The 25404-nt window shown below is 68.0% G+C and carries 23 protein-coding genes and 1 tRNA gene; 10 read left to right on the forward strand and 14 right to left on the reverse strand.

Annotation, left to right across the window (positions count from 1 at the left end):
* Positions 1-5: 5 nt before the first annotated feature.
* Together MYSTI_RS23925 and MYSTI_RS23930 are read right to left on the reverse strand one after the other, a co-directional pair.
* Complete coding sequence (locus MYSTI_RS23925; RefSeq protein ID WP_015350372.1) at positions 6-755, reverse strand: SDR family NAD(P)-dependent oxidoreductase; 750 nt, start codon at positions 753-755, stop codon at positions 6-8.
* 2 nt (positions 756-757) lie between these two features.
* A complete protein-coding gene (locus tag MYSTI_RS23930; protein ID WP_015350373.1) occupies positions 758-1555 on the reverse strand; it encodes a crotonase/enoyl-CoA hydratase family protein in 798 nt (265 codons plus the stop codon).
* A 174-nt stretch (positions 1556-1729) separates the two neighbouring features.
* Here MYSTI_RS23930 and MYSTI_RS23935 point away from each other — a divergent pair, with 174 nt between their 5' ends.
* From MYSTI_RS23935 to MYSTI_RS23950, 4 genes are read left to right on the forward strand one after another with little or no spacing between them, the layout of a single operon-like run.
* Positions 1730-2929 carry a cytochrome P450 gene (locus MYSTI_RS23935; RefSeq protein ID WP_233277939.1) on the forward strand — a complete coding sequence of 400 codons (1200 nt, stop codon included), beginning with the start codon at positions 1730-1732 and terminating at the stop codon, positions 2927-2929.
* Positions 2905-3714 (forward strand): amidohydrolase family protein, encoded by an 810-nt coding sequence (locus MYSTI_RS23940; protein WP_015350375.1) that lies wholly within the window; start codon positions 2905-2907, stop codon positions 3712-3714. Before MYSTI_RS23935 ends, MYSTI_RS23940 begins: the two co-directional genes overlap by 25 nt.
* Positions 3711-4910, forward strand: a complete 1200-nt coding sequence (locus MYSTI_RS23945; protein WP_015350376.1) for an acyl-CoA dehydrogenase family protein — start codon at positions 3711-3713, stop codon at positions 4908-4910. Before MYSTI_RS23940 ends, MYSTI_RS23945 begins: the two co-directional genes overlap by 4 nt.
* 12 nt (positions 4911-4922) lie before the next feature.
* Positions 4923-6062 (forward strand): acyl-CoA dehydrogenase family protein, encoded by a 1140-nt coding sequence (locus MYSTI_RS23950; RefSeq protein WP_015350377.1) that lies wholly within the window; start codon positions 4923-4925, stop codon positions 6060-6062.
* Positions 6063-6073: 11 nt separating this feature from the next.
* On the opposite strand, the gene MYSTI_RS23955 is transcribed toward MYSTI_RS23950, so the two are convergent.
* Both MYSTI_RS23955 and MYSTI_RS23960 read right to left on the reverse strand, forming a co-directional pair.
* On the reverse strand, positions 6074-6430 hold the full coding sequence (locus MYSTI_RS23955; protein ID WP_015350378.1) for an immunity protein Imm33 domain-containing protein: 357 nt from the start codon (positions 6428-6430) through the stop codon (positions 6074-6076).
* Between the two features lie 155 nt (positions 6431-6585).
* On the reverse strand, positions 6586-8634 hold the full coding sequence (locus MYSTI_RS23960; RefSeq protein WP_015350379.1) for a hypothetical protein: 2049 nt from the start codon (positions 8632-8634) through the stop codon (positions 6586-6588).
* A gap of 299 nt (positions 8635-8933) precedes the next feature.
* On the opposite strand from MYSTI_RS23960, the gene MYSTI_RS23965 reads away from it, so the two are divergent.
* Both MYSTI_RS23965 and MYSTI_RS23970 read left to right on the forward strand, forming a co-directional pair.
* Positions 8934-9374, forward strand: a complete 441-nt coding sequence (locus MYSTI_RS23965) for a hypothetical protein (RefSeq protein WP_015350380.1) — start codon at positions 8934-8936, stop codon at positions 9372-9374.
* Positions 9374-9832 (forward strand): hypothetical protein, encoded by a 459-nt coding sequence (locus MYSTI_RS23970; RefSeq protein ID WP_015350381.1) that lies wholly within the window; start codon positions 9374-9376, stop codon positions 9830-9832. Before MYSTI_RS23965 ends, MYSTI_RS23970 begins: the two co-directional genes overlap by 1 nt.
* Positions 9833-9848: 16 nt before the next feature.
* Here the strand turns inward: MYSTI_RS23970 and MYSTI_RS23975 are convergent, their stop codons facing one another.
* Both MYSTI_RS23975 and MYSTI_RS23980 read right to left on the reverse strand, forming a co-directional pair.
* Positions 9849-10259 carry a VOC family protein gene (locus tag MYSTI_RS23975; protein ID WP_015350382.1) on the reverse strand — a complete coding sequence of 137 codons (411 nt, stop codon included), beginning with the start codon at positions 10257-10259 and terminating at the stop codon, positions 9849-9851.
* Positions 10260-10452: 193 nt separating this feature from the next.
* A tRNA-Thr gene (locus MYSTI_RS23980) sits at positions 10453-10528 on the reverse strand.
* Between the two features lie 314 nt (positions 10529-10842).
* On the opposite strand from MYSTI_RS23980, the gene MYSTI_RS23985 reads away from it, so the two are divergent.
* Positions 10843-12393 carry a Glu/Leu/Phe/Val family dehydrogenase gene (locus tag MYSTI_RS23985; protein ID WP_015350383.1) on the forward strand — a complete coding sequence of 517 codons (1551 nt, stop codon included), beginning with the start codon at positions 10843-10845 and terminating at the stop codon, positions 12391-12393.
* A gap of 104 nt (positions 12394-12497) precedes the next feature.
* Here MYSTI_RS23985 and MYSTI_RS23990 read toward each other — a convergent pair whose 3' ends face one another.
* Positions 12498-12857 carry a PilZ domain-containing protein gene (locus MYSTI_RS23990; RefSeq protein ID WP_015350384.1) on the reverse strand — a complete coding sequence of 120 codons (360 nt, stop codon included), beginning with the start codon at positions 12855-12857 and terminating at the stop codon, positions 12498-12500.
* 168 nt (positions 12858-13025) lie between these two features.
* Between MYSTI_RS23990 and MYSTI_RS23995 the strand changes: the two genes are divergently transcribed.
* Positions 13026-13664, forward strand: coding sequence for a DUF6066 family protein (locus tag MYSTI_RS23995; RefSeq protein WP_084668190.1), 639 nt, complete (start codon positions 13026-13028; stop codon positions 13662-13664).
* Positions 13665-13687: 23 nt separating this feature from the next.
* Here MYSTI_RS23995 and MYSTI_RS24000 read toward each other — a convergent pair whose 3' ends face one another.
* The 6 genes from MYSTI_RS24000 to MYSTI_RS24025 all read right to left on the reverse strand — a co-directional run bounded on the left by MYSTI_RS24000 (position 13688) and on the right by MYSTI_RS24025 (position 19839).
* A complete protein-coding gene (locus MYSTI_RS24000) occupies positions 13688-15142 on the reverse strand; it encodes a trypsin-like peptidase domain-containing protein (RefSeq protein ID WP_044900584.1) in 1455 nt (484 codons plus the stop codon).
* A 62-nt stretch (positions 15143-15204) separates the two neighbouring features.
* Positions 15205-15852: a nucleotide exchange factor GrpE gene (locus tag MYSTI_RS24005; protein WP_015350387.1), complete on the reverse strand. Its 648-nt coding sequence runs from the start codon at positions 15850-15852 to the stop codon at positions 15205-15207.
* Between the two features lie 99 nt (positions 15853-15951).
* A complete protein-coding gene (locus MYSTI_RS24010; RefSeq protein WP_015350388.1) occupies positions 15952-16194 on the reverse strand; it encodes a hypothetical protein in 243 nt (80 codons plus the stop codon).
* Positions 16195-16305: 111 nt separating this feature from the next.
* A complete protein-coding gene (ftsH, locus tag MYSTI_RS24015) occupies positions 16306-18321 on the reverse strand; it encodes an ATP-dependent zinc metalloprotease FtsH (protein WP_044900585.1) in 2016 nt (671 codons plus the stop codon).
* Between the two features lie 176 nt (positions 18322-18497).
* On the reverse strand, positions 18498-19430 hold the full coding sequence (locus tag MYSTI_RS24020; protein WP_015350390.1) for a YjiK family protein: 933 nt from the start codon (positions 19428-19430) through the stop codon (positions 18498-18500).
* Position 19431: 1 nt separating this feature from the next.
* Positions 19432-19839: a (deoxy)nucleoside triphosphate pyrophosphohydrolase gene (locus tag MYSTI_RS24025; RefSeq protein WP_015350391.1), complete on the reverse strand. Its 408-nt coding sequence runs from the start codon at positions 19837-19839 to the stop codon at positions 19432-19434.
* 276 nt (positions 19840-20115) lie between these two features.
* Between MYSTI_RS24025 and MYSTI_RS24030 the strand changes: the two genes are divergently transcribed.
* A complete protein-coding gene (locus tag MYSTI_RS24030; RefSeq protein ID WP_015350392.1) occupies positions 20116-20364 on the forward strand; it encodes a helix-turn-helix domain-containing protein in 249 nt (82 codons plus the stop codon).
* Between the two features lie 30 nt (positions 20365-20394).
* Positions 20395-21786 (forward strand): MBL fold metallo-hydrolase RNA specificity domain-containing protein, encoded by a 1392-nt coding sequence (locus tag MYSTI_RS24035; RefSeq protein ID WP_015350393.1) that lies wholly within the window; start codon positions 20395-20397, stop codon positions 21784-21786.
* 6 nt (positions 21787-21792) lie between these two features.
* Here MYSTI_RS24035 and MYSTI_RS44790 read toward each other — a convergent pair whose 3' ends face one another.
* Entirely contained in the window at positions 21793-25401 is a 3609-nt protein-coding gene (locus MYSTI_RS44790; protein ID WP_015350394.1) for a hypothetical protein, read from the reverse strand.
* Positions 25402-25404 lie beyond the last annotated feature (3 nt).

The following is a 25404-nucleotide window of genomic DNA, read 5'->3' on the forward strand; positions in this document are numbered from 1 at the left end:
GTGGGCTATGCGCTCATGCCGCCGTCAACCGCCACCGTCGCCCCGTTGATGTACGAGGCGTCATCCGACGCCAGGAAGGCCAGCGTGCCCGCGACCTCTTCGGGCTGCCCGTAGCGCTCCAGCGGAGCGATGCGCGCGAAGGCCGCGGGGTGGACTCCCTCGGGAGGTTGAAAACGGGCCAGGAGCGGCGTCTCGACACCGCCCGGACACAGGCAGTTGATGCGCACGCCCTTGCGCGCGTACTCCACCGCGAGGGCCTTGGTGAGCATCACCACCCCACCCTTCGAGGCGCAGTAGGCCGCGCAGTAGGGATGCGACTTGAGCCCCGCCACCGAGGCCGTGTTGATGATGACCCCACGCGTCTCCAGCAAGGCGGGGAGCGCCCGCTGACACATGAGGAAGGTGCCGGTGAGGTTGACGGCGAGGACCCGGCTCCACTCCTCCAGTGTCACCTCCGCCGTGCGCCGGAACCCACCGATTCCCGCGACGTTGGCCAGCACGTGCAGCGCGCCGCAGCGGCGCAGGATTCCCTCCACCGCCCGGTTGACGGCGTCGGGGTCCGAGACATCACACCAGACGGCGACGGCCTCACCGCCCTGGTCTCGAATCGCGGAGGCCGTCTCGGCGGCGCCTGCTTCGTTCACGTCGACACAGGAGACCCGTCCGCCCTCGGAGGCCAGGCGCATCGCCGCCGCGCGCCCGAGCCCCGAACCGGCCCCTGTTATCAGAATGGACCGCCCCTCGAAGCGCCTCATGGCTAGCGTCCCTTGAACGATGGTTTGCGCTTCTCCACGAAGGCGCGAGGTCCTTCCTTCGCGTCCTCGGTGGAGAGGATGGGCCACCCGATCTCCAGCTCCCTGCGGAGGGCCTCCTCCTCGGGGAGCCCCTCGGTCTCCTGCACGGAGCGCTTGATGGCCTGCACCGCGAGGGGCCCGTTCTCCGCGATGCGCTCCGCCACGCGCCGCGCCTCCAGGAGCGCCTGTCCATCCGGGACGACGCGGCCGATGAGCCCCATCCGAAGCGCCTCGCGCGCGGGGAGCGTGGCCCCCGTCAGGAGCAGCTCCATCGCCTGGGTATAGGGAATCTGCCGACGCAGCCGCACCGTGGAGCCCCCCAACGGGAAGAGCCCCCAGCGGGCCTCGGTGAGCCCCAGCTTCGCGGACTCGCCCGCGATGCGGATGTCCGTCCCCTGGAGGAGCTCCGTTCCTCCCGCCACCGCCACGCCCTCCACGGCGGCGATGAGCGGCTTCACCACTCGGAATCCTCGGAGGAGCGCCTTCCAGTGCAGGTCCTTCTCCGCATGGATCCGCCGCGTCCATTCATCATCGCCATAGCCGCTCGCCATGGCCTTGAGGTCCGAGCCGGAGCAGAAGTTCCCCCCTGCGCCCGTGAGGATGGCCACGCGGATGTCCGGGTCCTCGTTGATGCGTGTCCATGCATCCGCCAGGCGCACCAACATCTGCACCCCCAATGCGTTGCAGACCTCCGGCCGGTTCAGGATGAGGGTGACGACATGACCTTCGCGCTGCACGACGAGGTGCGGGCTATCTGACATCTTCGAGCGCCTCCTCTGCCGAAAGCACAACAGGTCTACACATAACACTCACAGGTCGCCTTGCGACTGCCAACAGGGCCATGCTCTGTTCAATACATGCACAAAACAGAGCTCGCCGACCTCGCAAGCCCAATCACGTACGGCAGGGCTATTCCTCACGAGACTTTTGAACACTTGCGCCGGGAGGCCCCCGTCTACTTCCACCAGGAGCCCGACGGCGGCACCGGGTTCTGGGCCATCACGCGCCACGAAGACATCATCACCATCTCGAGAGACCCGGCGACCTACTCCTCGTACCGAGGGGGGACCTCCATCGAGGACTACTCGCAGGAGGACCTCTCCCTCATCCGGTTCATGATGCTGAACATGGACCCGCCCCAGCACGTGAAGTACCGCCGGCTGGTCAGCTCGGGCTTCACGCCCGTGGCCATCACCTACCTGGAACCCCGTATCCGGGCGGTCACGAAAGAGATTCTCGACAAGGTGGTCCACGAGCGGGAGTTCGACTTCGTGACCTCCATCGCCGCGGAACTGCCGCTTCAAGTGATTGCCGAGCTCGTGGGAATCCCTCGCGAGGAGCGGCACCAGCTCTTCGCCTGGTCCAACCGGCTCATCGACTATGACGACTCGGGGCGGGCCCGCTCGTTCGACGACGCCAAGATGGCCGCCATGGAGATGTGGCAGTACGCCAATCAGCTGGCGGCGCGGAACCAGGGACGCGAGGGGAAGGACCTGGTCTCCGTCCTGATGAACGCGGAGGTGGATGGAGAGAAGCTCAACGAGGCCGAGTTCGACGCCTTCTTCCTCCTGCTCATCGTGGCGGGGAACGAGACGACGCGGAACCTCATCTCCGGGGGCATGCTGGCGCTGATGGAGCACCCGGAGGAGCTCGCGAGGCTGCGCGCGAATCCGGCGCTGCTGCCCACCGCCGTGGAGGAGATGCTCCGGTGGGTCTCTCCCGTGGTGTGCTTCCGGCGCACCGTGACTCGCGACACCGTGCTGCGCGGGCAGCAGCTTCGCGAGGGCGACAAGGTGGTGCTGTTCTACCCTTCCGCCAACCGGGACGAGAGCGTCTTCGAGAACCCCGGCCGCTTCGACATCTCCCGCTTCCCGAACGAGCACATCGCCTTCGGCATCGGCCAGCACTACTGCCTGGGCACGAGCCTGGCGCGGCTGGAGATTCGCGTGATGTTCGAGGAGTTGCTGAAGCGCCTCGACGGGCTGGAGCTCGCGGGCCCCGTGGAGCGCCGACGCTCCAAGCTGGTCAATGCCATCCGAGCCATGCCGGTGCGGCGGCCTCCCAGCAGTCGGCCTCGGGAGGGGGCTCGAGAGAATCAGGAGGGCACCGCGTGCGAGCCATCGATGCGTGGGTGAGCGTGAACATGGGCTCGGGGCAGCGCCCGGACTTCCTCGTGCGCGTCGCCGAGGACTACTTCAAGCGCGCCGAGCACATCTTCCGCGACATCTCCCAGGCGGAGCTGCTCGATCTGATGGAGCGCTCGGGCGTCCAGAAGGCCATCCTGACGGTTGACGCGGTGGCGCCCCAGAGAGAGGTGCTCGCGTTCGCGGAGGCGCGGCCTGACCGCTTCGCCCTCTCCGCGTATGTGGATCCTCGACGGGGGATGACCGCGCTGCGGGAGCTGGAGCAGCTGGCTCGGAACAGCCCGCTCGTGCTGGCGCGCGCGGTGCCGTTCATGATTGGCCTGCCGGCGGATGATCGCGCCTACTACCCGCTCTACACGCGCTGCATCGACCTGGGGTTGCCCATCTCCGTCAACACGGGCATCCCCGGCCCACCGATGCCGGGCCGATGCCAGGACCCCATGAACCTGGACGAGGTCTGTTACTTCTTCCCCGAGCTCAAGCTCATCATGGCGCACGGGGCGGACCCGTGGTGGGCGGTCGCCATCCGCCTGATGATCAAGTACCCGAACCTGTACTTGATGACCTCCGCGTTCGCGCCGGCGTACCTGCCCGCGGAGCTCATCCACTTCATGAACACGCGGGGGCGGGACAAGGTCCTGTACGCGAGCAACCACCCGGTGCTCCCGATGGAGCGGTGCCTGCGAGAAGCGCAGGAGCTGGACCTGCGTGAGGGGGTGCTCGACCGCTACCTGTATGGGAACGCGCACCACCTCTTCTTCGAGGGCCGGTCATGAGCAGCGCGGACTCGGACGAGCGCTTCCGCGAGTCCGTGCGCTGCTGGCTGGAGGAGAGCTGTCCGCCTTCGATGCGGACTCCGATGGGCGGCGAGGAGGACGAGGTCTGGGGTGGGTCGCGGGGGGGGTTCGCGAGTCCGGACCAGCGGCTGTGGTTGGAGCGGATGGCCTCGCGGGGATTCACCGCGCCGACCTGGCCCGTGGAGTATGGCGGCGCGGGACTGGCTCCGGCACGGGCGGGGATTCTGGAGGAGGAGCTGCGGCGCCTGGGCTGCCGCCCTCCCCTGCACAGCTTGGGGCTGTGGATGCTGGGCCCCGTGCTTCTGCGGTTTGGCAGCGAGGAGCAGAAGCGTCGGCATCTTCCTCCGATTGCTCGGGGAGCGGTGCGCTGGTGTCAGGGGTACAGCGAACCCGAGGCGGGCTCTGACCTGGCGGGCGTGAAGACTCGCGCCGTGCTCGAGGGAGACCACTACGTGGTCTCGGGTCAGAAGCTCTGGACGTCGCACGCGGCGGTGTCGGATGGGATGTTCTGTCTGGTGCGCACGGGTGCGGACTCGTCGCGGCATGAAGGGCTTGGGTTCCTGCTGGTGGACCTGTCCAGTCCCGGCGTGGACGTGCGGCCCATCCGGCTCATCAGCGGTGAGTCCCCGTTCTGCGAGACCTTCTTCGACGACGTCCGAGTCCCCGTGGAGAACCTGGTGGGCCAGCCGGGTCAGGGCTGGAAGATCGCCATGAGCCTGCTCGAGTTCGAGCGTGCGTGGATATCGCGGCTCGGTGATGCGGACTTCGCGCGGGAGGAGCCATTGGAGGTGCTGGCTCGACGGTATCTCGGCGAGGAATGTGGGCGGTTGAGTGACGCGGTCCTGCGGGACCGGATTGCCCAGCTGGACATGGACCGCCTCTGCAACGCGAGTGCGGTCCGTCATGCCGTGGAGGCCCTGGAGGCAGGCCGAGGACTGGGGCCCGAGAGCTCCGCGCTCAAGCTCCAGGCGATGGAGCTCCGGCAACGGTGGCGGGAGTTGAAGGTCGAGCTCGCGGGCTTCCAGGGCTTGGGCTGGGAGGGGCCGGGGTTCTCAGCCGAGGAGCTCCGACTCACTCGCGACTGGCTGCGGTCGCGGGCCAACTCCATCGAGGGCGGGACGAGCGAAATCCATCTCAACATCATCGCCAAGCGTGTGCTTGGCCTTCCGGACTGACACGGACCGACCATGGGCCTCCTCGAGACGACGGAGCAGGAGTCCCTCCGCGAGACAGCGCGGCGATTCGTGCACGAGCGGATGCCTCTGTCCCACGTGAGGCAGCTCCGTGACAGCGGGGCTCCGGATGGGTTGTCGCGCGAGACCTGGCGAGAGCTGGCTGGCCTGGGACTGGCGGGCATCATGATTCCCGTGAGTCATGGAGGCATGGGGCTCGGATGGACGGAGCTGGGACTCGTGCTGGAGGAATGCGGACGCACCCTGGCGCCAACCCCGATGATGTCCACGGTGGTCCTCGGGAGCACGGCGCTCACACTGGGCGGTACAGCGTCGCAGCTGGGAGACTGGCTGCGCCCTATCGCCTCGGGGGAGAAGCTCCTGGCCCTGGCGCACGATGAAGGCACCCGGCATGCCCCGTATGGCGTCGGAACTCGGGCCAGCCTGGGCTCGGACGGGTATCGGATCCAGGGTGAGAAGGCACTGGTGCTGGACGGGCATCTGGCGGATGCCCTCATCGTGGTGGCGCGAACCTCGGGCTCCTCTGGAGAGAGGGAGGGGCTGACACTCTTCCTCGTCCCAGCACAATCCCATGGGCTTCATGTGACACGCACCTTGCTCGTGGACAGCCGGAATGCGGCACGAGTCCGCCTCGACGAAGTGCTCGCGAGGCCCGAAGACATCCTAGGCACGCTGGACCGAGGCGCGGAGGTGCTGGACCCGCTGCTCGACCGGGCCCGGGTGGCGCTGAGCGCGGAGATGCTGGGGGGCCTCGTGGAGGCTTTCGAGAGCACCCTCACCCAGCTCAAGTCACGCAAGCAGTTCGGTGTGGCCATCGGCTCGTTTCAAGCACTGAAGCACCGGGTCGCGCGGCTGCACTGTGAGGTGTCGCTCACGCGGGCCATCATCACCGAGGCACTGCACGCCATCGATGAAGACAGGTCAAACGTGCCGCTGCTGGCGAGTGCCGCCAAGGCCAGGGCCTCGGACACCTTCCTCCACGTGGCCAACGAGGCCATCCAACTGCATGGCGGAATGGGTGTCACCGACGCCTGCGACATCGGCCTCTTCCTGAAGCGGGCACGCGTCGCGGCGATGACCTTCGGCGATGGACACTTCCACCGCGACCACTTCGCCCGGCTTCGTGGCTACTGAGAACAAACTCCTCAGGAGATGGGGCGGTCGAGGGTGGCCTGGTCGAACCACACGTCATCCACCTCGCCATCGGTCAGGAAGCGCCACCCGGGTGGAAGGGCCAGGTAGGGCAACACGAGGGGGCACCACTCCTCCAGGTGCTCGACGTGCAGAGCCTGGAAGAAGTCCACGTCAGTACTGAGCTCCCCCTCTCCCGCCCAGAAGAACCAGCCGACGCCTCCGGGTTGGGTGACGTATCGCACGCCGTAGATCGGCATGTCCCCGGACCTCAGGTTTCGCGCGACCGCCACTCGCGTGCCGGCTGGGAGGGGCGAGAACTCCGCGCCGGCTCGTTGACAGAGACTCTGCTGTGCTTCATTCAGCGTCATGGGAGGACGGCGTCGTGAACCTGCGTGATACCCGCACTCATAGGTTCCGACGCGTCTTCGCGCAAGCAAGGGAGCATGAGGATGAACGACGCACAGAAGCCTCCCTTCACACAGGGCCCCGCGAGAACTCCACGAGGCCCCGCGCGGTCTTCAACTCAGCGGGGGTCCCCCCTCAACAGGCCGAGGTCCGTGGTGGGGATCTCATAGTCATACCCATAGAGATTCTGGTTGTACGTATGGAGCGAGCCGATATCCCAGTTGGTGCACGTGAGCCCCATGTCCGTGTACCCGGAGCGGCATTGGGAGTGGCAGGTGGTGCCATCATCCCGGTCTCCCATCTTGCACTGGCTGCGGGTCCACGTCGGGGTGTCCGCGGACCAGCTGGCCGCATTCATCGTGCAGGTGGGGGCCTTCTGGGTCGGGTGGTTGTCCACGCCGTTGCCACCGTTCGGCCCCCATTTCGCGAACCGGCCATGCCAGTCCGCCTCCATCCACGACTCCTGGCCAACCTCGAGCCGCACCAGCTTCAACCACGAATCCAGCCGGGTTCCCGTCGTGTTGTTCCGGTACTCCTCCATGGGCAGACAGTTGTCGATGGACCCACCGCTCCCGCCCTGATTCTGGAACGCCGCATGCGAGTTCTTTCCCACATAGACCACGGGGTGTGAGCCATTCTCCAGCTCGAAGCCTCCGCGCGCCGCGAGCCGCGTGTAATCCTTGCCATGCATCGTGAAGGTGACTGCCGCGATGGATGACCGATCCTCGCTCAGCGTGACGACGACATTCTCCCAGTCCCCGTGATGTGAGCCATTGCCAAATGAGTCACAGACTCGCTGGTAGCCATAGAACCACCAGTACTTGATGCGCACCTGGTCCCCACACTGAATCTCCTGGAAGTACGTGGGCAGCGTACCCGTGCCCAGGGTGGAGACATCCACGTTCTCCATACCCGCCGAGGGAGTCGAAGCGCGGATGACCGTCTCGTAATACGTCTGCGCCGACATGGGATAGCCATGCCCCTCTCCGTCGAAGCGGAGCCGGGGCGCGAACTTCATGACGACAGGCTCGCAATAGAACACCGGGTAGTCCGCATTGTAGGTCCCGAGGACCTGCGTCTTGGAGAAGCCGCTCGGACACGACCGGCCGCCCGTCACGGGATTCGAACCCTGCTGCCCGTCCACGTAACCCCAGGCACCCGCGAAGGGGTACGGGGGCGTCGTTCCGGCCACGTGGGGCTTGTAGCAGACATGCATGTCATAGTCGGTGCCATACACCCCCAGGATACGCTGGTCCGTGTAGCCCGGCGCACAGGAGGCCGTCTGGGTGATGGGATTACCCACCAGCTTGCCTTCGGAGTAGCCCCACATGCCGCCGAAGTCGTAGAGCGGCTCGCGGCCAAACCGGTACGGCCGGGAGCAGACGAACGCCGCCCAGTCCACGTTGGACGTCCCCAGAATCTTCGTCGTCGTATACCCGGCCGGGCACGACGCGCCCCCCGTCGCGGGGTTGGGCACGAGCACACCCCCGTTGATGTATCCGAACGCACCGCCGAAGTCCCAGCGCGGCGCGGGGGAGATGCAATAGAACACGGCGTAGTCGACACCCGAGGTGCCCAGGACCTTGGCGGTCGTGAAGCCCGCGGGACATGAACCGGAACCCGTCGCTGGATTCGGGACCTCACGCGTGTCGACATAGCCCCACGCGCCTCCAAAGTAATACGCCGGAGCGGTCCCCGCAGCGTGAGGCTTGTAGCAAGTGTGCAGCTCGCGGTCCGTCCCCGTCTTCCCGAGGATTCGCTGGTCCGTGTAGCCTTTCGGGCACGCCCCCTGCCGGGTGATGGGATTGACGGCCAGCTTGTCGTCGACGTAACCCCACATGCCGCCAAAGTCATAGAGCGGCTCGACGCCGGACTGGGTCGGACGCGAGCAGATGAACGCGGCCCAATCCACCCCCGAGGTCCCCAACACCTTCGTCGCCGAGTACCCCGCCGGACACGACGCGCCACCCGTCGCGGGATTCGGCGCGAGCACGCCACCGTCGATGTAGCCGAAGGCACCGCCGTAGTCCCGCCCCAGGAGAGGGTCGAGATTCCGCTCGGCGACCGCGAGCGGTTCGACCTCCTCTTCTATCGTGCCAGCGCAACCAGCGACAAGTCCTGCCGCGAGCAGACAACACCCAACACCGAGAAGGCGTAACAGACGCATGATTTCCATCCGAGGGGGAATGGGCTGACACCGGCCTGAGGAACCCGAGCAACAGCCGAGGTTCACTGCAGGCAGCGTGCCGCACACACACCTCGCATGGGCTGGGTTGGGATTGTCTCTGCGGGCGCTCGCGAATCATCCCGCGACGAGCCGTGCAACGCGTTCAGCAAGAACGAGCGCGCGTTCCGAGGGGACGCTTCACGTCTTCCCGCCCCCCCCAGACACACAAGACGCCGGCGATTCCAGAATGACTCACGAGGCGCTTTCATGGCGGCCCCTGGCGACTTAAGACAGCGGTCATGTCCTCGTCCTTCCTCCAACTCCTGGCCAAGACACATCCGTGGGGCCTCGTGCTCCTGTTCGTCCTGGGGTTCGCGTTGATCTCTCGCGCGGTGTCGTGGGTGAGTGGCTGGAATGGCCTCGCCAGGCAGTTCCGCGCGGACGGGCCCGCCCCGAGCAACCTGCGGAACTTCACCTCGGGGAGGATTGGCTGGCTCGACTACAACAACTGTCTCGCGGTGGGCGGCGATGCCCAGGGGCTCTACCTGGTGCCGAACCTGGTCTTCCGCCTCTTCCATCCCCCGTTGAGAATCCCCTGGTCTGAGATTCATGACCGGGAGCTCACGTCGTTCTTCTTCGTGAAGCTCGACAGTTTCCGGGCGGGGGAGCACTCCACCCGGATTCGGCTCCGGGCGGGTGTGACAGAATCCTTCGACTTCTACCTGCCCCCCGCGAACTGATGGAAACGCTCGACATCACCTTCGACGCCCGACACGACCTGACAGGCGAGGTGGGCTCCGTGAAGTGCGGCCTCTGCGAAAAGGCCGCGCGGGGTCGGATGCTGGACTCCGGGGCACTGACTCGGGGCTTTGCCTGGGATTGCCCGTGTGGAGCATCGGGGGTCCATGCTCGACTGCATGACATGGATGAGCTGTACCGGGACATCCTCGAGGTCTGGGGATTGGAGCCTCGAGACCCGGACCTCTCGCCACCGACTCCGGTGGGCGAGTCCGGATTCCTGTCCGCGGTGTATGTGGACGGGCCCGCGCTGCTCCGAGACCTGTTCGCGGAGGCTCGGGGTCAAGGCGCGCAGGTGGCCTCCACCGAGGTCGAGGTCCGGCTCGTGGTGCCTGGGTTTACCCCCCGAGCGTCGCTCTGGACCGTGCTCTGGGCACGCGCCCCCCGACAGGCGGAGTGAGCGCGCCCCGGGGTGACTACGCCCCCTTCAGCTCCACCGTGTTCCCCTCCGGGTCGTGGAGGTAGAACGAGAAGCCGTCGCCATTCGCGCCATACCGGTCTCCAGGCGCGAACGGGGTCGCCCCATGCGTGGCCAGGTGCGCACGAATCGCCGCCTCGTCGAACGGCTGCACCGTGATGCAGAAGTGGTCGACATTGCGCCCCTCCCGCCCCGGGCCCGCTCCGCCCGCGCTCCCCAGCTTCCCATCCAGGGAGATGAGGTCGATCATCGCGGACCCCGCTCGCATGTGGGTCATCCCGAGGCGGGGCACTTCCTTGTCGACGGTGCAGCCCAGGGCGTCCCGATAGAACGCGACCATGCGCTCCAGGTCCGCGACGCGAAGGACGAGGTGGTCGACAGTGACTGGCTGAAAGGGACGAGCGCTCATCTTCAGGACTCCTGGCAGGAAACTGCCCCTGGAGACACTGGAGCGCGAAGACTGGCTCACTGCCTTGCCTGCCCCTCGAGCACCCAGACAAGGGGAAGGCGCCTCCTCCCGCCCGGCGCCAGACGGCTGGCGACCTCATGGCCAGAAAAGACAAAGGCCCGGAAGCGAGATAGCTTCCGGGCCTCTGAATTGGTGGAGCCGACACCCAGATTTGAACTGGGGACCTACTGATTACGAATCAGTTGCTCTACCGACTGAGCTATGTCGGCCCAAGGCGGAGCGCGAAGTACCATGGGGTTTCCGGTAGGGCAAGGTAAATTGAACCAGGCGCCTGTTTCATTCCCTTCCCGCGTGGCTTGAACACCAACGAATCAGCACCCCCACCGTGACACCGATGACACGGTGCATCCGCCGTAGCTGACACAGTGCGTTGCCATAAGTGTGCGTCATCGCTCCGTTTTTCGGAACAGGAGGCCGGCGCCACAGCGGTTGAACTCCTGTAGCGCATATGCACATAAGGGCGCCGCTATCCCCAGAGTCCCCGGCCTTTCTTTGGCTGGGACCACAAGGAGCGAGTTTAGTCATGGCCAGCGAAGAGAACTTCATGCGCGCTCCGGCACCCTCGCCGAAGCGCACCGTCTACACCGAGGCGATGGAGATCTTCCATCGGGCGGCTGACCTCATCAAGCTGGACAAGCGCGTCCGCCTTGAGCTGGAGGAGCCCGACTACGAGCACATCTTCTATGTCACGGCCAAGCTGAAGGACCGTCTGGTCCCCCTCATCCCCGAGCGCGCCAAGCAGTTCTCCGACCTGCCGGAGACCCAGGTGCGCAACAAGGAGGGCCTGGAGCTGCTGGCCAATGGCAGCATCATCCTCAATGGCCGCGCCCTGCTCGGCTCCGACGTGGCCATCCGCCAGGGCCACCTGCGCCTGCCGGACGGCAAGGTCTACCAGCTGGTCCCCGGTGAGTCCCAGCGCTTCAAGGCCTACCGCGTCCAGCACAACCAGGCCCGTGGCCCCTACAAGGGCGGCCTGCGCTACCACCGCGAAGTCTCCCTGGATCTCTTCAAGGCCCTGGCCGCGGAGATGACCTGGAAGACGGCCATCTCCGAGGTCCCCTTCGGCGGCGGCAAGGGCGGCATCCAGATCGACCCGCGCGAGTACGGCAAGGAAGAGCTGGAGGCCATCACCCTGCGCTTCATGTACCGGCTCAAGAGCCTCATCGGGCCGAACATCGACATCCCCGCCCCGGACGTGGGCACCAACCCGGAGATCATGGCGCTGCTGTACCGCCAGTTCTCCGACGGTGAGCGCGAGCGCCACAACCTGCGCGGCATCGTCACGGGCAAGGACGTGCGCATCGGCGGCTCCGAGGGCCGCGGCAAGGCCACCGGCCAGGGCGTCGCGTTCTGCATCGAGGACTACTACGCCGACCGCGGCGAGAGCGTGAAGGGCAAGACCTTCGTCATCCAGGGCTTCGGCAACGTGGGCAGCCACGCCGCCAACATCCTGGCCGGCGCGGGCGCGCGGCTGCTCGCGGTGAATGACTCCGACGGCACCATCTACAACGGTGACGGCATCGACGTGGCGGCCCTCACCGCCTACGTCCAGGACCCGAAGAACCTCAAGCGCAGCGTGCTGGGCTTCCCGGGTGCGCAGAAGATCGAGAAGAAGGACCTGTGGGACGTCCAGGCGGACATCCTGGTCCCGGCCGCGCTGGGCGGGGAAATCACCGCCGACGTCGCCGAGCGCCTCAAGGTCAAGCTCATCGCCGAGGGCGCCAACGGCCCCACCACCCCGGAGGCCGACCGCGTCCTGCAGAAGCGCGGCATCGAGCTCATCCCGGACATCATCGCCAACGCCGGCGGCGTGACGGTGAGCTACTACGAGTGGATCCAGAACAAGCGCATGGAGCGCTGGAGCGAGGCCGAGGTCGACCAGCGCCTCGAGCGCGCGATGAAGCGCAACTACCGCATCATCCGCGACATCTCCCGCAACCAGCCGCGCAAGACGGACATGCACGACAGCCGCCAGTACTGCATCGGCGAGCCCGTGGACACCCGCTGCGCCGCGATGATTCTCGCGCTCAAGCGCATCGAGGCCCACTACCTGCTCGAGGGCTTCTCGCAGTAAGCCCCTTGAACACAGCCCCCTGAAGCACCAAGGGCACGGCTCCTCCCAGCGAGGACCGTGCCCTTGTCATGTGCCGTGGGTTGCCGGGCCCAGGCCCTCCCCTCTCAGTGCATCACCCGCTCGCGGTCCACCAGGAGCAGCGGCGCGTCGTCGTGCGTCTCGTACGCCACGATTCGCAGGCCCACCCCGCGGCTGGAGCCCTCGCGCCCGTCCTTGCGGCCGAACGCCAGCGCCACCTGGTAGCGGACCTCGCACAGGCACGTCATCTCCGTGCCGTCCTCGCCCGCGAACGTCACCTTCAGCTTCTCGCCCAGCCCCACCGCGTCGCGGACCTCCACGAACATGCCCCGCGCGCTGATGTTGCGGCCGACACCCCTCATCATCCCGTCATTGGTGGAGAGGTAGACGGTGAAGACCTTGTCGAAGCGAAGGTGACTGCGACGCTCTTGCGGACGCTCGAACACGGGGGATGCCTCCCGGCAACAGGTGGTGACAGGCACACCCTACATGGTAGCCATATGTAGGCAATTTATTCACCTACATCCACCCCCACTCACCTACGAGAAGGCATCCCCGGGCCCCAGGCAGGCATGGCACCATGGAATTTCCACCGTTCCCTGGAGCCCCCTGTCTTGAGCCGCTTCCTGGTCGCCCTCGCCGCCGTCCTCCTGCCCACCCTGGCCCTGGCCGACGTGGACCCCCGCTTCGCCAAGCTGCGAGACGAGTCCGAGCCCCTGGGCGGGCTGGGCGCCTTCCTGGAGAAGTACGTGGGGGCCTGTGAGGGGGCGCTGGTGGACCCGCAGTGCAAGGCCCAGGCGGAGGCCTTCCGCAAGAAGTACCAGGGCAAGCAGCTCTACATGATTGTGACGGAGGACGACGCCAACATGCTGGCGCCGGGCCCGTACTCCCCCGCGACGGGCGAGTACACCATCAACATCACCCCGTTCTTCCCCGGGGGCCGCTACGCGATGACGCACGGCACGCCCAAGAAGACGGATGCCAACGGCAACCCGGTCATGCCCCTGCTCACCGTCACCGGCACCCTGCCGGAGGGGTGGAACATCCAGATGTTCTCGCGGATGTTCTCCATGCGCGGCGTGCGCGCGCAGGTGGTCTTCACGCCGCAGAGCGTGTGGTCCCTGCCCAAGAAGGGCGGCGGGAAGAACTACGGCGTGACGGCGCGAATCGACGGGCTGCTCGTCAGCGAGGGCCGCACGGGCGGACAGCTGGGCCTGTGGCTCAACGGCAAGGACGCCAACGCCCGCCGCTAGCAGCCGTCACTCCGGAGACTCCCTCAGCGAGAGATCGCCACGTACTGGAGGGAGTCTCCCCGCTTCACCCGGAGCAGGAGGCTGGCGCCGGAGCTGCCCTTGGCCAGGGCCGCGCGGACGCCCGCCGCGTCCTTCACCCGCTTGCGGTTGACCTCCATCACCACATCCCCCAAGCGAATCCCCGCCTCGTCCGCAGGGCTGCGAGGCACCACCGCCGCCACCAGCGCCCCGGACCAGGCCTCCTGCCCCATGGGCGAGGCCACCTCCGGCGTCAAATCCCGCAGCGTCAGCCCCAGGTCCTCGTCGCTGGGAGCGTGGCGCACCAGCCCCTCGGTCGCCTCCTGCTTGGGACGCGCGACCAGCCGCACCGACACCTCCTGCGTGACGCCCCCGCGAAGGAGCGTCAGCCGCGCCTCGGTGCCCGGCGCCAGCAGCGCCACCTTGCGGAGCAGTTGCAGGTAGGAGCCGATGGCCCGCCCGTTCACCGCCACCAGCTTGTCCCCGGAGCGGATGCCCGCGGCGTCCGCGGGGCTGTCTCGGAAGACGTCCTTCACCATGGGGGCCCGGCGCTCGCCCCTGTCCCGGTCATCGTTGATGACCACGCCCAGCCAGCCGCGCTCCAGCTTCCCGTTCTCCCTCAGGTTGGGCAGCAGGTCCTTCACCAGGTTGATGGGCACCGCGAAGCCGATGCCCTGCCCCTGGCTGATGACGGCCGTGTTCACCCCGACGACTTCGCCCTTCATGTTGAAGAGGGGCCCACCGGAGTTGCCCGGGTTGATGAGGGCGTCCGTCTGGATGAAGTCGTCGAACTGGCCCACGCCCAGCACCCGCTCCTTGGCGGAGATCATCCCGTGCGACACGGAGTGGTCCAGACCGAAGGGGTTGCCAATGGCCACCACCCAGTCTCCCACCTCCAGCCGGTCCGAGTCCCCCAGGTACAGCGCGGGCAGGTTCCCCAGGTCCGAGCCGCTCAGCCGCAGGAGCGCCACGTCCGTGGACGCATCCCGGCCGACGACCTCGGCGGAGAACTCGCGGCCGTCCGACAGGCGCACCGCGATCTTGTTCGCCCCGGACACCACGTGGCTGTTGGTGACGACCAGTCCCTCCGGCGTCAGCACGAAGCCCGAGCCCGTCGAGCGCTTCATCCCCGAGAGCCCGCTCTCCCGAGGGCTCACGGTGGTGATGTTCACGACGCCCGCCTCCACCGCGCGAATCAGCGGGGCCAGCGACGTGGGCGGCGTGAAGTTGGGCAACCCAGGCGCCCCCGCCGGCCGCTCCCGCCACAGGTCCATGGCCCCCGGGCGGCCCTCCCCCGTCCCCGAATAGGAGAACCAGGCGGCATGCTCCCGCATGCGCGCCTGGAGCCAGGGCCCCACGGGGTCCTCGTCGGCACCCGCCGACAGAGGGGTCAACGCCAGGAGGAGCAGGACGGTCAGCAGTCGGGAAGACACGAAGGGGCAGCTTATACGGCGTCGCATGGCGAACGGCGCAAACATCCCGCGCCGCCGCCGTCTTCCAGACTATTCAAACAACCCCGCCGTCACGCGCTCGCGGGGGCCACGTACTTGGCCACCTTCACGCGCGCCGGGCGGATGATGCGGTCCTTCATGCGGTAGGCCGCTCGGAACTCCTCCACCACCTTCTGGTCATCATCCGGGGAAGGAGTGATTTCCATGTCCGTGGCCTCGGCCACGTTGGGGTCATAGGGCAGGCCGACCACCTTCACCCGCTCGATGCCCATGCCCTGGACCTTGGTGAGCAGCGAGTCGCGAATCATCCGCACCCCGTTGCTCAAGGCCGAGCCCTCCTGGCCGCTCATGGACAGGGCGCGGTCCAGCTCGTCGATGGCCTCCAGGAGGACGCCGGCCACGTTGCCGCGCTCCACGTCCAGCATCCGCTCGCGCTCGCGCGTCAGGCGTTGCTTGAACTCCTCCTTGTCCTTGTTGAGGGCCTGGTAGGCGCGCGCCAGTTCGTCCACCCGGCGGCGCGTGGACTCCAGCTCCGCTCGCAGGCGCTCCTTCTCCGCGTCAGCCGCCTCGGACACCACGTCGTCGGCGGGTGGCCGGGCCTCGGCTTCCTCCGGGCGAGCGCCCGCGGCTCCGCCATCCTGGACCGGCGCCGCTCCGCCGTTGGAGGACTGGGCCTGCTGAGCATCGTGGGGGGTGTCGGAGTGCGTATCGCCAGACATGTCGAACCTGAAGTCGAGGTGGATGAATGCGCTGTTCGCGCGGACCTTGTTCCTGGCCGCAACCTAACCGCGCGTGACAGCCTGTCAACGCGCGGAGCGTTAGTGCTCCTGGGGAGCAGGGGCCTCGGCCATGAAGCCGTGGTCGACCCTCCCTGTCACCTCATCGATGATCTCCACCTGAGCGGCCCGCAGCGAGTAGTAGAGGAGCCAGCGCTCCGCCGCCGTCAGCGTCCCCGCTGGCAGCGCCTCCTCGATTTCCTGAACCGACAGCCGCCCCTCCTTGAGCCCCTTGGCGAAGAGGGCCTTCCGGGCCATGTAGCTCTTGCCGATCCTGTTCTCCACGGCGACGCCTCCTTTCCGCCTCAAGATAATTTCGCCCCTCGAGCGCCGCAGGAACGCGCGGCGCCGAGAGGCGTGAGGCTGGCCGGGGAGCAGGCGCCCAGCCATCGGCGCTCAGTCCAAGGATGACTCGGAGTGCTGGGTGGGAGGGGGCTGCTCGTCGGTGCCCCCCACCGGGTGCGCGGAGATGACCTGGCGGGCTTCGGGGTGGAGCATCCCCCGCTGGGCCACGACCTTGGGCCCCAGGATGGACACCATCGTGTCCTCCTCCACCACCTCCACGGCGAGCAGCCGCGCCGCCAGCGCCTGCACCTTGTCCTTGTGGGTGGTGAGCACCTCCCGCGCCCGGTCCAGCGCTTCGCTGACGAGCTTGCGCACCTCTTCGTCGATCATCCGCGCCGTCTGCTCGGAGTAGGTGCGTGACTCGGGCATGCCCGCGGAGCGCAGGAAGTTGGGGCCGTGGTCCGCGCTCAGCGCCACGGGGCCCAGCGTGCTCATGCCGTAGTCGCGCACCATCAGCCGAGCGACCTCCGTGGCCTGACGGATGTCATTGGAGGCGCCGGTGGAGACCTCTCCGATGAAGATCTCCTCCGACGCGCGGCCGCCCATCATCCCCGCCATCTTGTCGCGCAGTTCGTCCAGCGACATGAGGTAGCGGTCCTCCAGCGGCAGGGACATGGTGTAGCCCAGCGCCGCCAGACCTCGGGGGATGATGGAGACCTTCGTCACCCGCTCCGCGTGCGGCAGCATCCAGCCCACCACCGCGTGACCGGCTTCGTGGTGCGCGACAATCTCCTTCTCGCGCTCGTTCATCCGGCGGTTCTTCTTCTCCAGGCCCGCGACGACCCGCTCGATGGCCTCCTCGAAGTCCGCCCGGGTCACCGCGTCGCGGTTGCGCCGCGCCGCCAGGAGCGCCGCCTCGTTCACCACGTTGGCCAGGTCCGCGCCCGCGAAGCCCGGCGTGCGCGCGGCGATGGTCTTCAGGTCCACGTCGGGCCCCAGCTTCACGCCCCGGGCATGAATCTCCAGCACCCGCTCCCGGCCCCGCTTGTCGGGACGGTCCACCAGCACCTGCCGGTCGAAGCGGCCCGGCCGCATGAGCGCGCTGTCCAGGATCTCCGGCCGGTTGGTCGCCGCCAGGATGATGAGCCCCGCGCGGCTGTCGAACCCGTCCATCTCCGCGAGGAGCTGATTGAGCGTCTGCTCGCGCTCGTCATGTCCGCCCGCGATGCCCGCGTTGCGGCTCTTGCCGATGGCGTCCAGCTCGTCGATGAAGATGATGCACGGAGCCTTCGCCGTGGCCTGCGCGAACAGGTCCCGGACTCGCGCGGCGCCCACGCCCACGAACATCTCCACGAACTCCGAGCCGGAGAGGCTGAAGAAGGGCACCCCCGCCTCGCCCGCCACCGCGCGCGCCAGCAGCGTCTTGCCCGTCCCGGGCGGCCCCACGAGCAGCACCCCCTTGGGGATGCGGCCTCCCAGGCGGCGGAACTTCTCCGGCGTCTTGAGGAACTCGACGATTTCGCGCAGCTCCTCCACGGCCTCGTCGACGCCGGCCACGTCCTTGAAGCCCACGCCGGTGTCGGACTCCGCCTGCACCTTGGCGCGCGTCTTCCCGAAGCTCATGACGCTCTGCGGGCCCTGGCCGATACCGCCCGCCACCCGCCGCATCATGAAGCTCCAGAAGAGGAAGAACAGGCCCAGCGGCAGGAGCCATATCCACAGCGCCTCGCCCAGGCCCGACTGCGGCACCGCCTCGAACTGGACCCCCTTCTGCTCCAGGAGCGGGACGAGCGACTCGTCCCCCTGGACGCGGTAGGCCATCCACGGCAGCGCGCTGGGCTCGCCGCGCAGCGGGCGGTCCCCTTGCGGCTGCGGGGGAGGCTGGGCCGTGTCCTTGAGGAAGCCCTTCACCCACTCATTGGAGATCTGGACCCGGCTGAAGTTGCCCGACTCCACCGCGTCGCGGAACTGGCTGTAGCTGACCCGGCGTACCCCCGCGTCCTGGAAGACATTCCGGAACAGGAGGAAGCCCAACACGAGCAGCAAGATGTAGCCCAGGGGTGAGCCGAACTTGAACCCCTTGCCCGGCGTCCCTGGCTTGTCGGACTTCTTTCCGCGCGGACCCATCCCCGGCGGGAGCTCCTGTGGCTTCATCGTCGGCACGCTCGCCCTCCCCCTCCCCGCGCATTCGAGCCCCGTGCCCGAATGGCGTCACCTGCAACCGCGAAAAGATGTTCACCGACAAGGGAGCGTCAACCCGTCGGCCCGCCTTCGCGCTACCCGGTGACGGCGCAGTCGAGAGATCAGCGACACCCGACGTGCCACAAGGGTTGGCCGCTGAACTCCGTGCCCAGGAGGTACCCGTCGCCGTCGGGGAGGTAGGAGGCGGCCTCTGCCTGAGCCTGGCTGGCGCCTGGTACCTCCACGAGCGAGCCCCGCAGGAGCGACTCCAGGTTCTCCGCGCCCGGTTGTCGAAGCTCCCAGACCCGCGAGTACGTGCGCACGAGCAGCCGCTGCCCGGAAGGATGGAACGACGCGGCCGTGGTGACACGGTCCACGCCCCCCGGAGCCACCAGGGTGCCCAGCTTCGTCGCCTGGGTGACGACACCTGGTGCAAGGCCATCCAGCGCGTACACATCCCCCAGCGAGCGACGCGTCTTGGTGATGACGGCCAGCCGCCCGGAGCGTGGGTCCGCCACCAGCGCCTCCGCGTCATGGGCCTCATCTGGATACTTGAAGGCCAGCGCCTCCACGCGAACGGAGGCATCCCCCAGCGCATCCGGCTCCGGCAGCCGGTACAGCCGCACCTCGTCGCGCAGCTCGAAGTTGTCGCCGATGTCGGCCAGGAAGACACAGGTGCGGGCGCTGCCTGGAGAACACGGCGCCACCGCCACGTCCTCCACGTCCCGAGGGTTCGCGCCGGTGAGCGTCAAGCGCGCGCGCACGCGGCCCGACTCGTCGATGGCGAACAGCTCGAAGTCGTTGCCCGAGTCGTTGTGCGCCCAGAACACGCCCGGGTAGCGGGCGCTGGCGGCCAGGCCGGAGAGCTCCGGCAGCTCCCGCGGCACCGAGCCCGTCTGGCGCGGAGGGCCATAGGCATCACAGCCCGGCATGCCCAGGGCGGGCGGGGGATGGCCCGCGTCCCGGGGCTCGGCGTCGGAGGGCATGGGCTTGGGGCGGGAACATGCGACCAGCCCCCAGCACAGCAGCACCGCCCATGCCCGGCGCCCCCCCATGTCAGCTGTCCAGGCCCAGCAGCTTCGCGAGCGTCTTGGAGTCGGCATCCGGGAAGCGGTACTGCGACATCTCCTCCAACGTCACCCACCGGTGGTCATTCACGCGCAGGTGGCGGATGTGGTGCTCCGACTCCGCCAGTCGGCAGTGGAACACCCGGAAGTCGATGTCATAGGTGGGATACTCGTGGCGGGTGTGCATCGCCTGGTCCAGCACCTCCACGGCGACGCCCATCTCCTCGCGAATCTCGCGGGCCAGGGCCTCCGGGTCGCTTTCGCCCTCCTCCACACGTCCGCCGGGAAACTCCCACAGCAGAGGAAGCGACGCGGTGGGGGGGCGCTGGGTGATGAGGTAGCGTCCCTGCTCGTTCTCGAGCATCGCACCGACGACGCGGACGTGGCGACGGGCCATTCTTCGCTTCTCCTGTCTGCTGGGCAGGCCAAGGGGGAGGGGCGGCCTAACACAGCCCCTCCCCGGCGCCAATGCCACAAGCCTCCTGCGGCCAGCGTGGACATGGGCCCGGCGAGCGCCCACCCCACCTCGGGGGTCCCCCGTGTCCCTCCTCTCGCCGAGCGGCCACCCTCCCGGCCCACCCACCTCCGACTGGAGCCCCGCCCCAGTGTTGGAGGCCATGCGTCGGAGCGCGGCCATGTGGTGAATTGGGTGACGAGCGGGCCGGATGGCGTCATGCTCGGGGACATGAAGACGAGTCGCGCGGAAAGGGCCGAGGTGCTCGGGGCAGCACTGAAGGCCGCCCGCCAACAGGCGGGGCTCGGGATGGAAGAGGTCGCCGAGCGTCTGGAAATGCCCGTGGAGGTCCTCGCCCGGGTGGAGCGCGGGGTGATGGTGCCCACCATCTCCACCCTGACGCGGCTGTGCGTCATCCTCAAGCTGGACCCGGACACGCTGCCGGACTTGCCTGAGATGAGTGACTGATTCAGCCAGAGGGCCCGGTACGCTGGGCCCATGGCCACCCTCCACTTCCTCGGCGCCGCCGGCACTGTCACCGGTTCGAAGTTCCTCCTCGAGCATGATGGGCAGCAGGTGCTCGTGGACTGTGGGCTCTTCCAGGGACAGAAGGAGCTGCGCCAGCGCAACTGGCAGCCGTTGCCCCTGCCCGCGCGCGAGCTCGATGCCATCGTCCTCACGCACGCGCACATCGACCATACGGGCGGCCTGCCCCGGGTGATTCGAGAGGGGTTCGACGGCCCCATCTTCACCACGTCCGGCACGCGCGACTTGACGGCGCTGCTGCTGCCGGACTCCGCGCACCTGCACGAGGAGGAGGCGCGGTACGCGAACAAGGAGGGCTATTCCAGACACCATCCCGCACTGCCGCTCTACACGGTGGCGGACGCGGAGCGCGCGGTGGGGATGATGGAGACCTTCGGGTATGGGCGGCCGAAGGAGATTGTCCCGGGCATCACCCTCACCTTCTATCGCGCGGGCCACATCCTGGGGTCCGCGGTGTGTGTGTTCGACTTGAAGAGCACGCGGCAGCGCGTGGTCTTCAGCGGGGACCTGGGGCGCTACAACGCGCCGATCCTGAGAGACCCTCAGAGCGTGGACTCGGCGACGACGCTGGTCGTCGAGAGCACGTATGGGGACCGGCAGCACCGCGACCTGAATCCCATGGATGCACTGTGCGAGGCGGTGCAGGGAGCGTTCGACCGAGGGGGCGTGGTGGTGATTCCCGCGTTCGCGGTGGGGCGCACTCAGGAGCTGCTCTATCACCTGCGGCATCTGGAGGAGGCGGGGCGCATCCCGGAGGTGGAGGTGTATGTGGACTCGCCCATGGCGTGTGACGCGACGCCCGTCTACCTGGCGCACCCGGAGGAGCATGACCTGGTGATGAAGTCGCTGGTGGAGCGCGGGGTGTCACCGCTGGCGACGAAGCGGACGCGGTTCGTCACCTCGGCGAGGGAGAGCAAGGCGCTGAACCAGGTGCAGGGGCCCGCGGTCATCATCTCCGCGTCTGGGATGGCGACGGGTGGGCGGGTGTTGCATCACTTGAAGCACCGGCTGCCGGACGCTCGGAACACGGTGTTGTTCGTGGGGTACCAGTCCGTGGGCTCGCGGGGGCGGAGGTTGCTGGATGGGGAGAAGGAGGCGCGCATCCACGGACAGCTCGTGCCGGTGGCGGCGGAGATTCGCACGGTGAGCGGGTTCTCCGCGCACGCGGACTGGACGGAGACGATGCGGTGGATGGAGGGGTTTGACTCACCGCCTCGGCAGACCTTGCTGGTTCATGGCGAACCGGAGGCGCTGGAGGCGCTGCGCCGGCGCGTCCAGTCGCGAGGATGGAGCGCGTACGTCCCCGGCTACCTGGAGAAGGTGGAGCTGGAGCTGGCGGCCTGACGCGGACTACGTGCGTCCGGGGCGTTCTCCGGAGTGGAGTGACCACCGGACGACGAAGTCCGGTGCATCCGGGGCGTGACTGGAGGCGTGGGCCAGGAGGGAGGGCCGGGTGTCGCCAGTCCAGAGGCTGGCGAAGTCGCCCAGCCACCACTGGGAGAAGGAGCGTGCGGCGCGCGCGACGGCGTCTCGAGGAACGCTGGTGAGCGAGCGCTGGGCTTCCATCAGCTCACGCACGAGTCTCGCGGGGAGCAGCCAGCACTCGGCGCGAGGGACGGGCGGCACGAGGAACAGGCAGAAGGCGGACTCGGTGCGCGCGAGCATCGTGTCGATGTGCTCGCGGCCGATTCGGAAGTGAGGCTCCCACTGGCCTTCTCCGCGTTGCACGAGCTTCACGACGTGCACGAGCGAGACGCGCTCCGTGCGCACGAAGCCGTCGACGTTCGCATCGAGGATGAAGGCGACCTCGGTGCCGGAGACGGAGTGCGCGGAGCCACGGCGGCGCGAGCCCCTCCCCTTCCCTCGCCTGCTCCGGGTTGGCGCTGGCGTGGGTGTGGCATCCACCGGTTCTTCATCCGGGAATCGAGCATCGGCGCCGGAGGAGTTCGTCGGAGCGAACAGTGGAGGCAGCACCTCGCCGCCGTCCACGGCGGACTCCTCCGGTGTGGTGGGCGGACTTGCTTCGACGGACGGAGGCCGCTCGGCCGCTGCGTCGAGCTCCGGGGCCGACTCGGGCAGGACCACTTCAGTGGCAGGGCCATCTGTCGGGACAACGAACGGCGACGGCTCCGCGCGCCCCTCCGCGACGGCCGATGCCGGAGCAGCCTCATCCGGAGGACTGAGCTCGTGGGCCGACTCGGGCAGGACCACTTCAGTGGCAGGGCCATCTGTCGGGACAACGAACGGCGACGGCTCCGCGCGTCCCTCCGCGACGGCCGCTGCCGGAGCAGCCTCATCCGGAGGACTGAGCTCGTGGGCGGACGCGACCAAAACCACTTCAGCGGCAAGTCCGTCCGTCGGAACGACGACCTGCGACGGCTCCTCGCGCCCCTCCGGCACGACAGCTCCCACCATCTCCGAATGTCGAGAGTTGCCCTCGTCGACAGTGCCGTCCGTCGAAGCGCAGAACTGCGAGTGCCCCTCGACATCCGCTGACGGGGACTCCTGCTTCGGCGGATGGCGCTCGGCGACGTCGTCACTCGTCGGAGCGAAAGGCTCGGGCAACGCCTCTTGGCTCTCCGGAACGTCCTCTGCCGTACTCTCGGAAGTCGAAGGACTGCTCCCGTCGATGGGCGCTGTTGCCTCCCCACCATCGAGAGCACTCCCCATCGCATCGCCCGTGACAGCAACGACGCTGCTCGCGTCGGCTGGAAGCCCCGTATCCGCGGCGACCGAAAACTCCTGCGACGGACCTTCCTCCGAGAACCCGTCGAAAGCACTCGCGCCGTCGTCACCCACGTCCGAGGAAGGACTCGGGTCGACTCCGTCGTCAAAGCGCGTGGACGTCTCTTCATCGAGAGACACATCATTCGCCATGGCCTCGTCGACGGACGTCACCGACGAGAAACCCATGTCGAGGCGAACCCACGTGTCACCCGTGAGGGCGGAATCACCCGACGGGGACTCGTCCGCGACCACCTCGGTCGACGACACAACGTCCTGCTCGAGCTCCCACCGCTCGCCGGCGTCCACGTCGGTCTCGGACTCCGACGCGCTCAGCGTTCCAGCCCCTCCATCCACAACCAGCGCATCGTCCGACGGAGCAACCACCGCTCGCAGCAAGTCCTCCTGGCCCGGCGCCGCAACCTGCTGCGCCTCGGGCTCGGCACCTCTCCCGCGACGAACCGTCAGCTCGAAGTCCAGCGGCGGAGGCTGTCCCTGCGCCAGCAAGGTGAACAGGTCCGCCTTCACGCGGCCCATCTCCTCGCGCAGCCCTTCCAGCAGCGTCCCGACCAACTCCACCGTGTCCTCGCGGAACAGCTCCGGATAGCGCAGGGAGAAGTCCGCCTCCACTCGCGCCACGGCACCGTGCGCCAGCTCCTCCAAGTCGCGGTCCTTCAACCACGTCCTGCCGCCCATCGGCACCGCACGCGTCTGGTGCAGATGTCTGAGCGCCTCCGTGATGGACGCGGGCGCCACCGCCCCTGTCGGCGCCGCCGCTTGAGGCCCTTCCTTCCCCGCCCCCTGGAACCAGCGCTGCAACGTCCGCACACGCAGCCGGACCCGTGACGACGGATGGTCCTTCAGCTTGCGAATCTGCCGCCGGTCCGTCTCCGTGCGCACCAGCGACAACACCGTGAGCTCGGCCTCGGACGACGCCGCATCGGGCGCGCACCACAGGAAGAACTCGATGGCCGCCTTGCGCAACATGGGCTTGCGCCCCACCCGCTCCGCCACCTCGTCACGCCACGCCGCCAGCTCATCCATGCCCGGCCGCGCATCCGCCTTCAGCCGAGGCCACAGCTCCGCGCACTCCTCCGCCAACCAACACAACTGCGCGAAGGCCGGAGCCAGCGGCTCCAACTTCGTGCGGATCCGCTTGCGTCGCTCGAACGCATCCGTGAGCCCCTTGCGCACCGAGGCGCGGAACAGCCGCTCCTCCAGCCACACCAAGGTCAACACGAGCCCCGGCTCACCCTTGCGCAGCGTCGCCAGGCAGTGGTCCACGACGAAGCGCGCGGGCCCCAGGTCCGCAGTCGCCTCGAACTCACTTCCAACCAGCGCCCCCAGCGCCCCGCGCAGCCCATCCACTGGCGGCGAGTCGAAGCGCCCCAGCAGCTCGCACAGGTTCTCCACCACCGCCGGAGAGCCACCCACCTCCAGCGTCCGCGCAAGCAACACGCCCGCGCGCTCACACCACTCCGGCTCCTTGCGCCCGTTCGGGTAGCACGCCAGGAACCCACGCATCCCACCACGGCCCTCGGGAGCCGTGGCCAGCGAGAACAACCGCTCCGCGAGAATCTCCGACGCCTCCGCCCACGGGATGCGCGACGCTCGACTCCGGATGAACTCCGCGAGCTTGTCCCGCCCCCCTTCCGCCGTCGCCGGCAGGAGCGCGCGAAGCTGCTCCAACATCCCGATGGCCTTCGCGCCCGTCGCCATCACCCGCTTGAGGTCCAGCTCCACCGACTCCATGAACCGCAGGACGCTCCCGTTGAACGTGCACGGGACGCGTCCCACCAGGGCCCCCAAGGAGTCCGGATGGCGCTTCACGATGCGCGTGAGCACCGAGGACACGGTGGCCTCCGTCTCCCGCAGCAGCCGGGTGGCGACCTCCAGCTCTCCCGCCGCGCGCAGGCTCGACAACATCGCCGCCTGCCGCGACAGCAGGCGCTCCAGCAATCCCGAGGGCGCCACCTCATACGGCCACAGCAGCTCACCGCACGAGCCCACCAGGAACATCAGCTCCGCGAGCCCTCGCTCCCCTTGCGCCAGTCGAGCCCACGCGGCGAGCTGCGCCTGGTTGCGCTCCTCCAGCGACGCACCACTCACCCACTGCGCGAAGGACTCCGCCCGCGGGACGGACGCCGCCACCGCCTCCGCATCGGACGTGCTGGCGACTCCCTCATAGAGCGACCGGAGCGACTCCGGCCATGCGGCTTCACCAGATGGGTGCATGCG

It is taken from the genome of Myxococcus stipitatus DSM 14675, assembly GCF_000331735.1.
GTDB lineage: Bacteria > Myxococcota > Myxococcia > Myxococcales > Myxococcaceae > Myxococcus > Myxococcus stipitatus.

Coding starts and splice junctions, on each gene's coding strand:
- MYSTI_RS23925 (WP_015350372.1), bottom strand. CDS start 755: ATGAGGCGCTTCGAGGGGCGGTCCATTCTGATAACAGGGGCCGGTTCG.
- MYSTI_RS23930 (WP_015350373.1), bottom strand. CDS start 1,555: ATGTCAGATAGCCCGCACCTCGTCGTGCAGCGCGAAGGTCATGTCGTC.
- MYSTI_RS23945 (WP_015350376.1), top strand. CDS start 3,711: ATGAGCAGCGCGGACTCGGACGAGCGCTTCCGCGAGTCCGTGCGCTGC.
- MYSTI_RS23950 (WP_015350377.1), top strand. CDS start 4,923: ATGGGCCTCCTCGAGACGACGGAGCAGGAGTCCCTCCGCGAGACAGCG.
- MYSTI_RS23955 (WP_015350378.1), bottom strand. CDS start 6,430: ATGACGCTGAATGAAGCACAGCAGAGTCTCTGTCAACGAGCCGGCGCG.
- MYSTI_RS23960 (WP_015350379.1), bottom strand. CDS start 8,634: ATGCGTCTGTTACGCCTTCTCGGTGTTGGGTGTTGTCTGCTCGCGGCA.
- MYSTI_RS23965 (WP_015350380.1), top strand. CDS start 8,934: ATGTCCTCGTCCTTCCTCCAACTCCTGGCCAAGACACATCCGTGGGGC.
- MYSTI_RS23970 (WP_015350381.1), top strand. CDS start 9,374: ATGGAAACGCTCGACATCACCTTCGACGCCCGACACGACCTGACAGGC.
- MYSTI_RS23975 (WP_015350382.1), bottom strand. CDS start 10,259: ATGAGCGCTCGTCCCTTTCAGCCAGTCACTGTCGACCACCTCGTCCTT.
- MYSTI_RS23985 (WP_015350383.1), top strand. CDS start 10,843: ATGGCCAGCGAAGAGAACTTCATGCGCGCTCCGGCACCCTCGCCGAAG.
- MYSTI_RS24000 (WP_044900584.1), bottom strand. CDS start 15,142: ATGCGACGCCGTATAAGCTGCCCCTTCGTGTCTTCCCGACTGCTGACC.
- MYSTI_RS24005 (WP_015350387.1), bottom strand. CDS start 15,852: ATGTCTGGCGATACGCACTCCGACACCCCCCACGATGCTCAGCAGGCC.
- ftsH (WP_044900585.1), bottom strand. CDS start 18,321: ATGGGTCCGCGCGGAAAGAAGTCCGACAAGCCAGGGACGCCGGGCAAG.
- MYSTI_RS24020 (WP_015350390.1), bottom strand. CDS start 19,430: ATGGGGGGGCGCCGGGCATGGGCGGTGCTGCTGTGCTGGGGGCTGGTC.
- MYSTI_RS24025 (WP_015350391.1), bottom strand. CDS start 19,839: ATGGCCCGTCGCCACGTCCGCGTCGTCGGTGCGATGCTCGAGAACGAG.
- MYSTI_RS24030 (WP_015350392.1), top strand. CDS start 20,116: ATGCTCGGGGACATGAAGACGAGTCGCGCGGAAAGGGCCGAGGTGCTC.
- MYSTI_RS24035 (WP_015350393.1), top strand. CDS start 20,395: ATGGCCACCCTCCACTTCCTCGGCGCCGCCGGCACTGTCACCGGTTCG.
- MYSTI_RS44790 (WP_015350394.1), bottom strand. CDS start 25,401: ATGCACCCATCTGGTGAAGCCGCATGGCCGGAGTCGCTCCGGTCGCTC.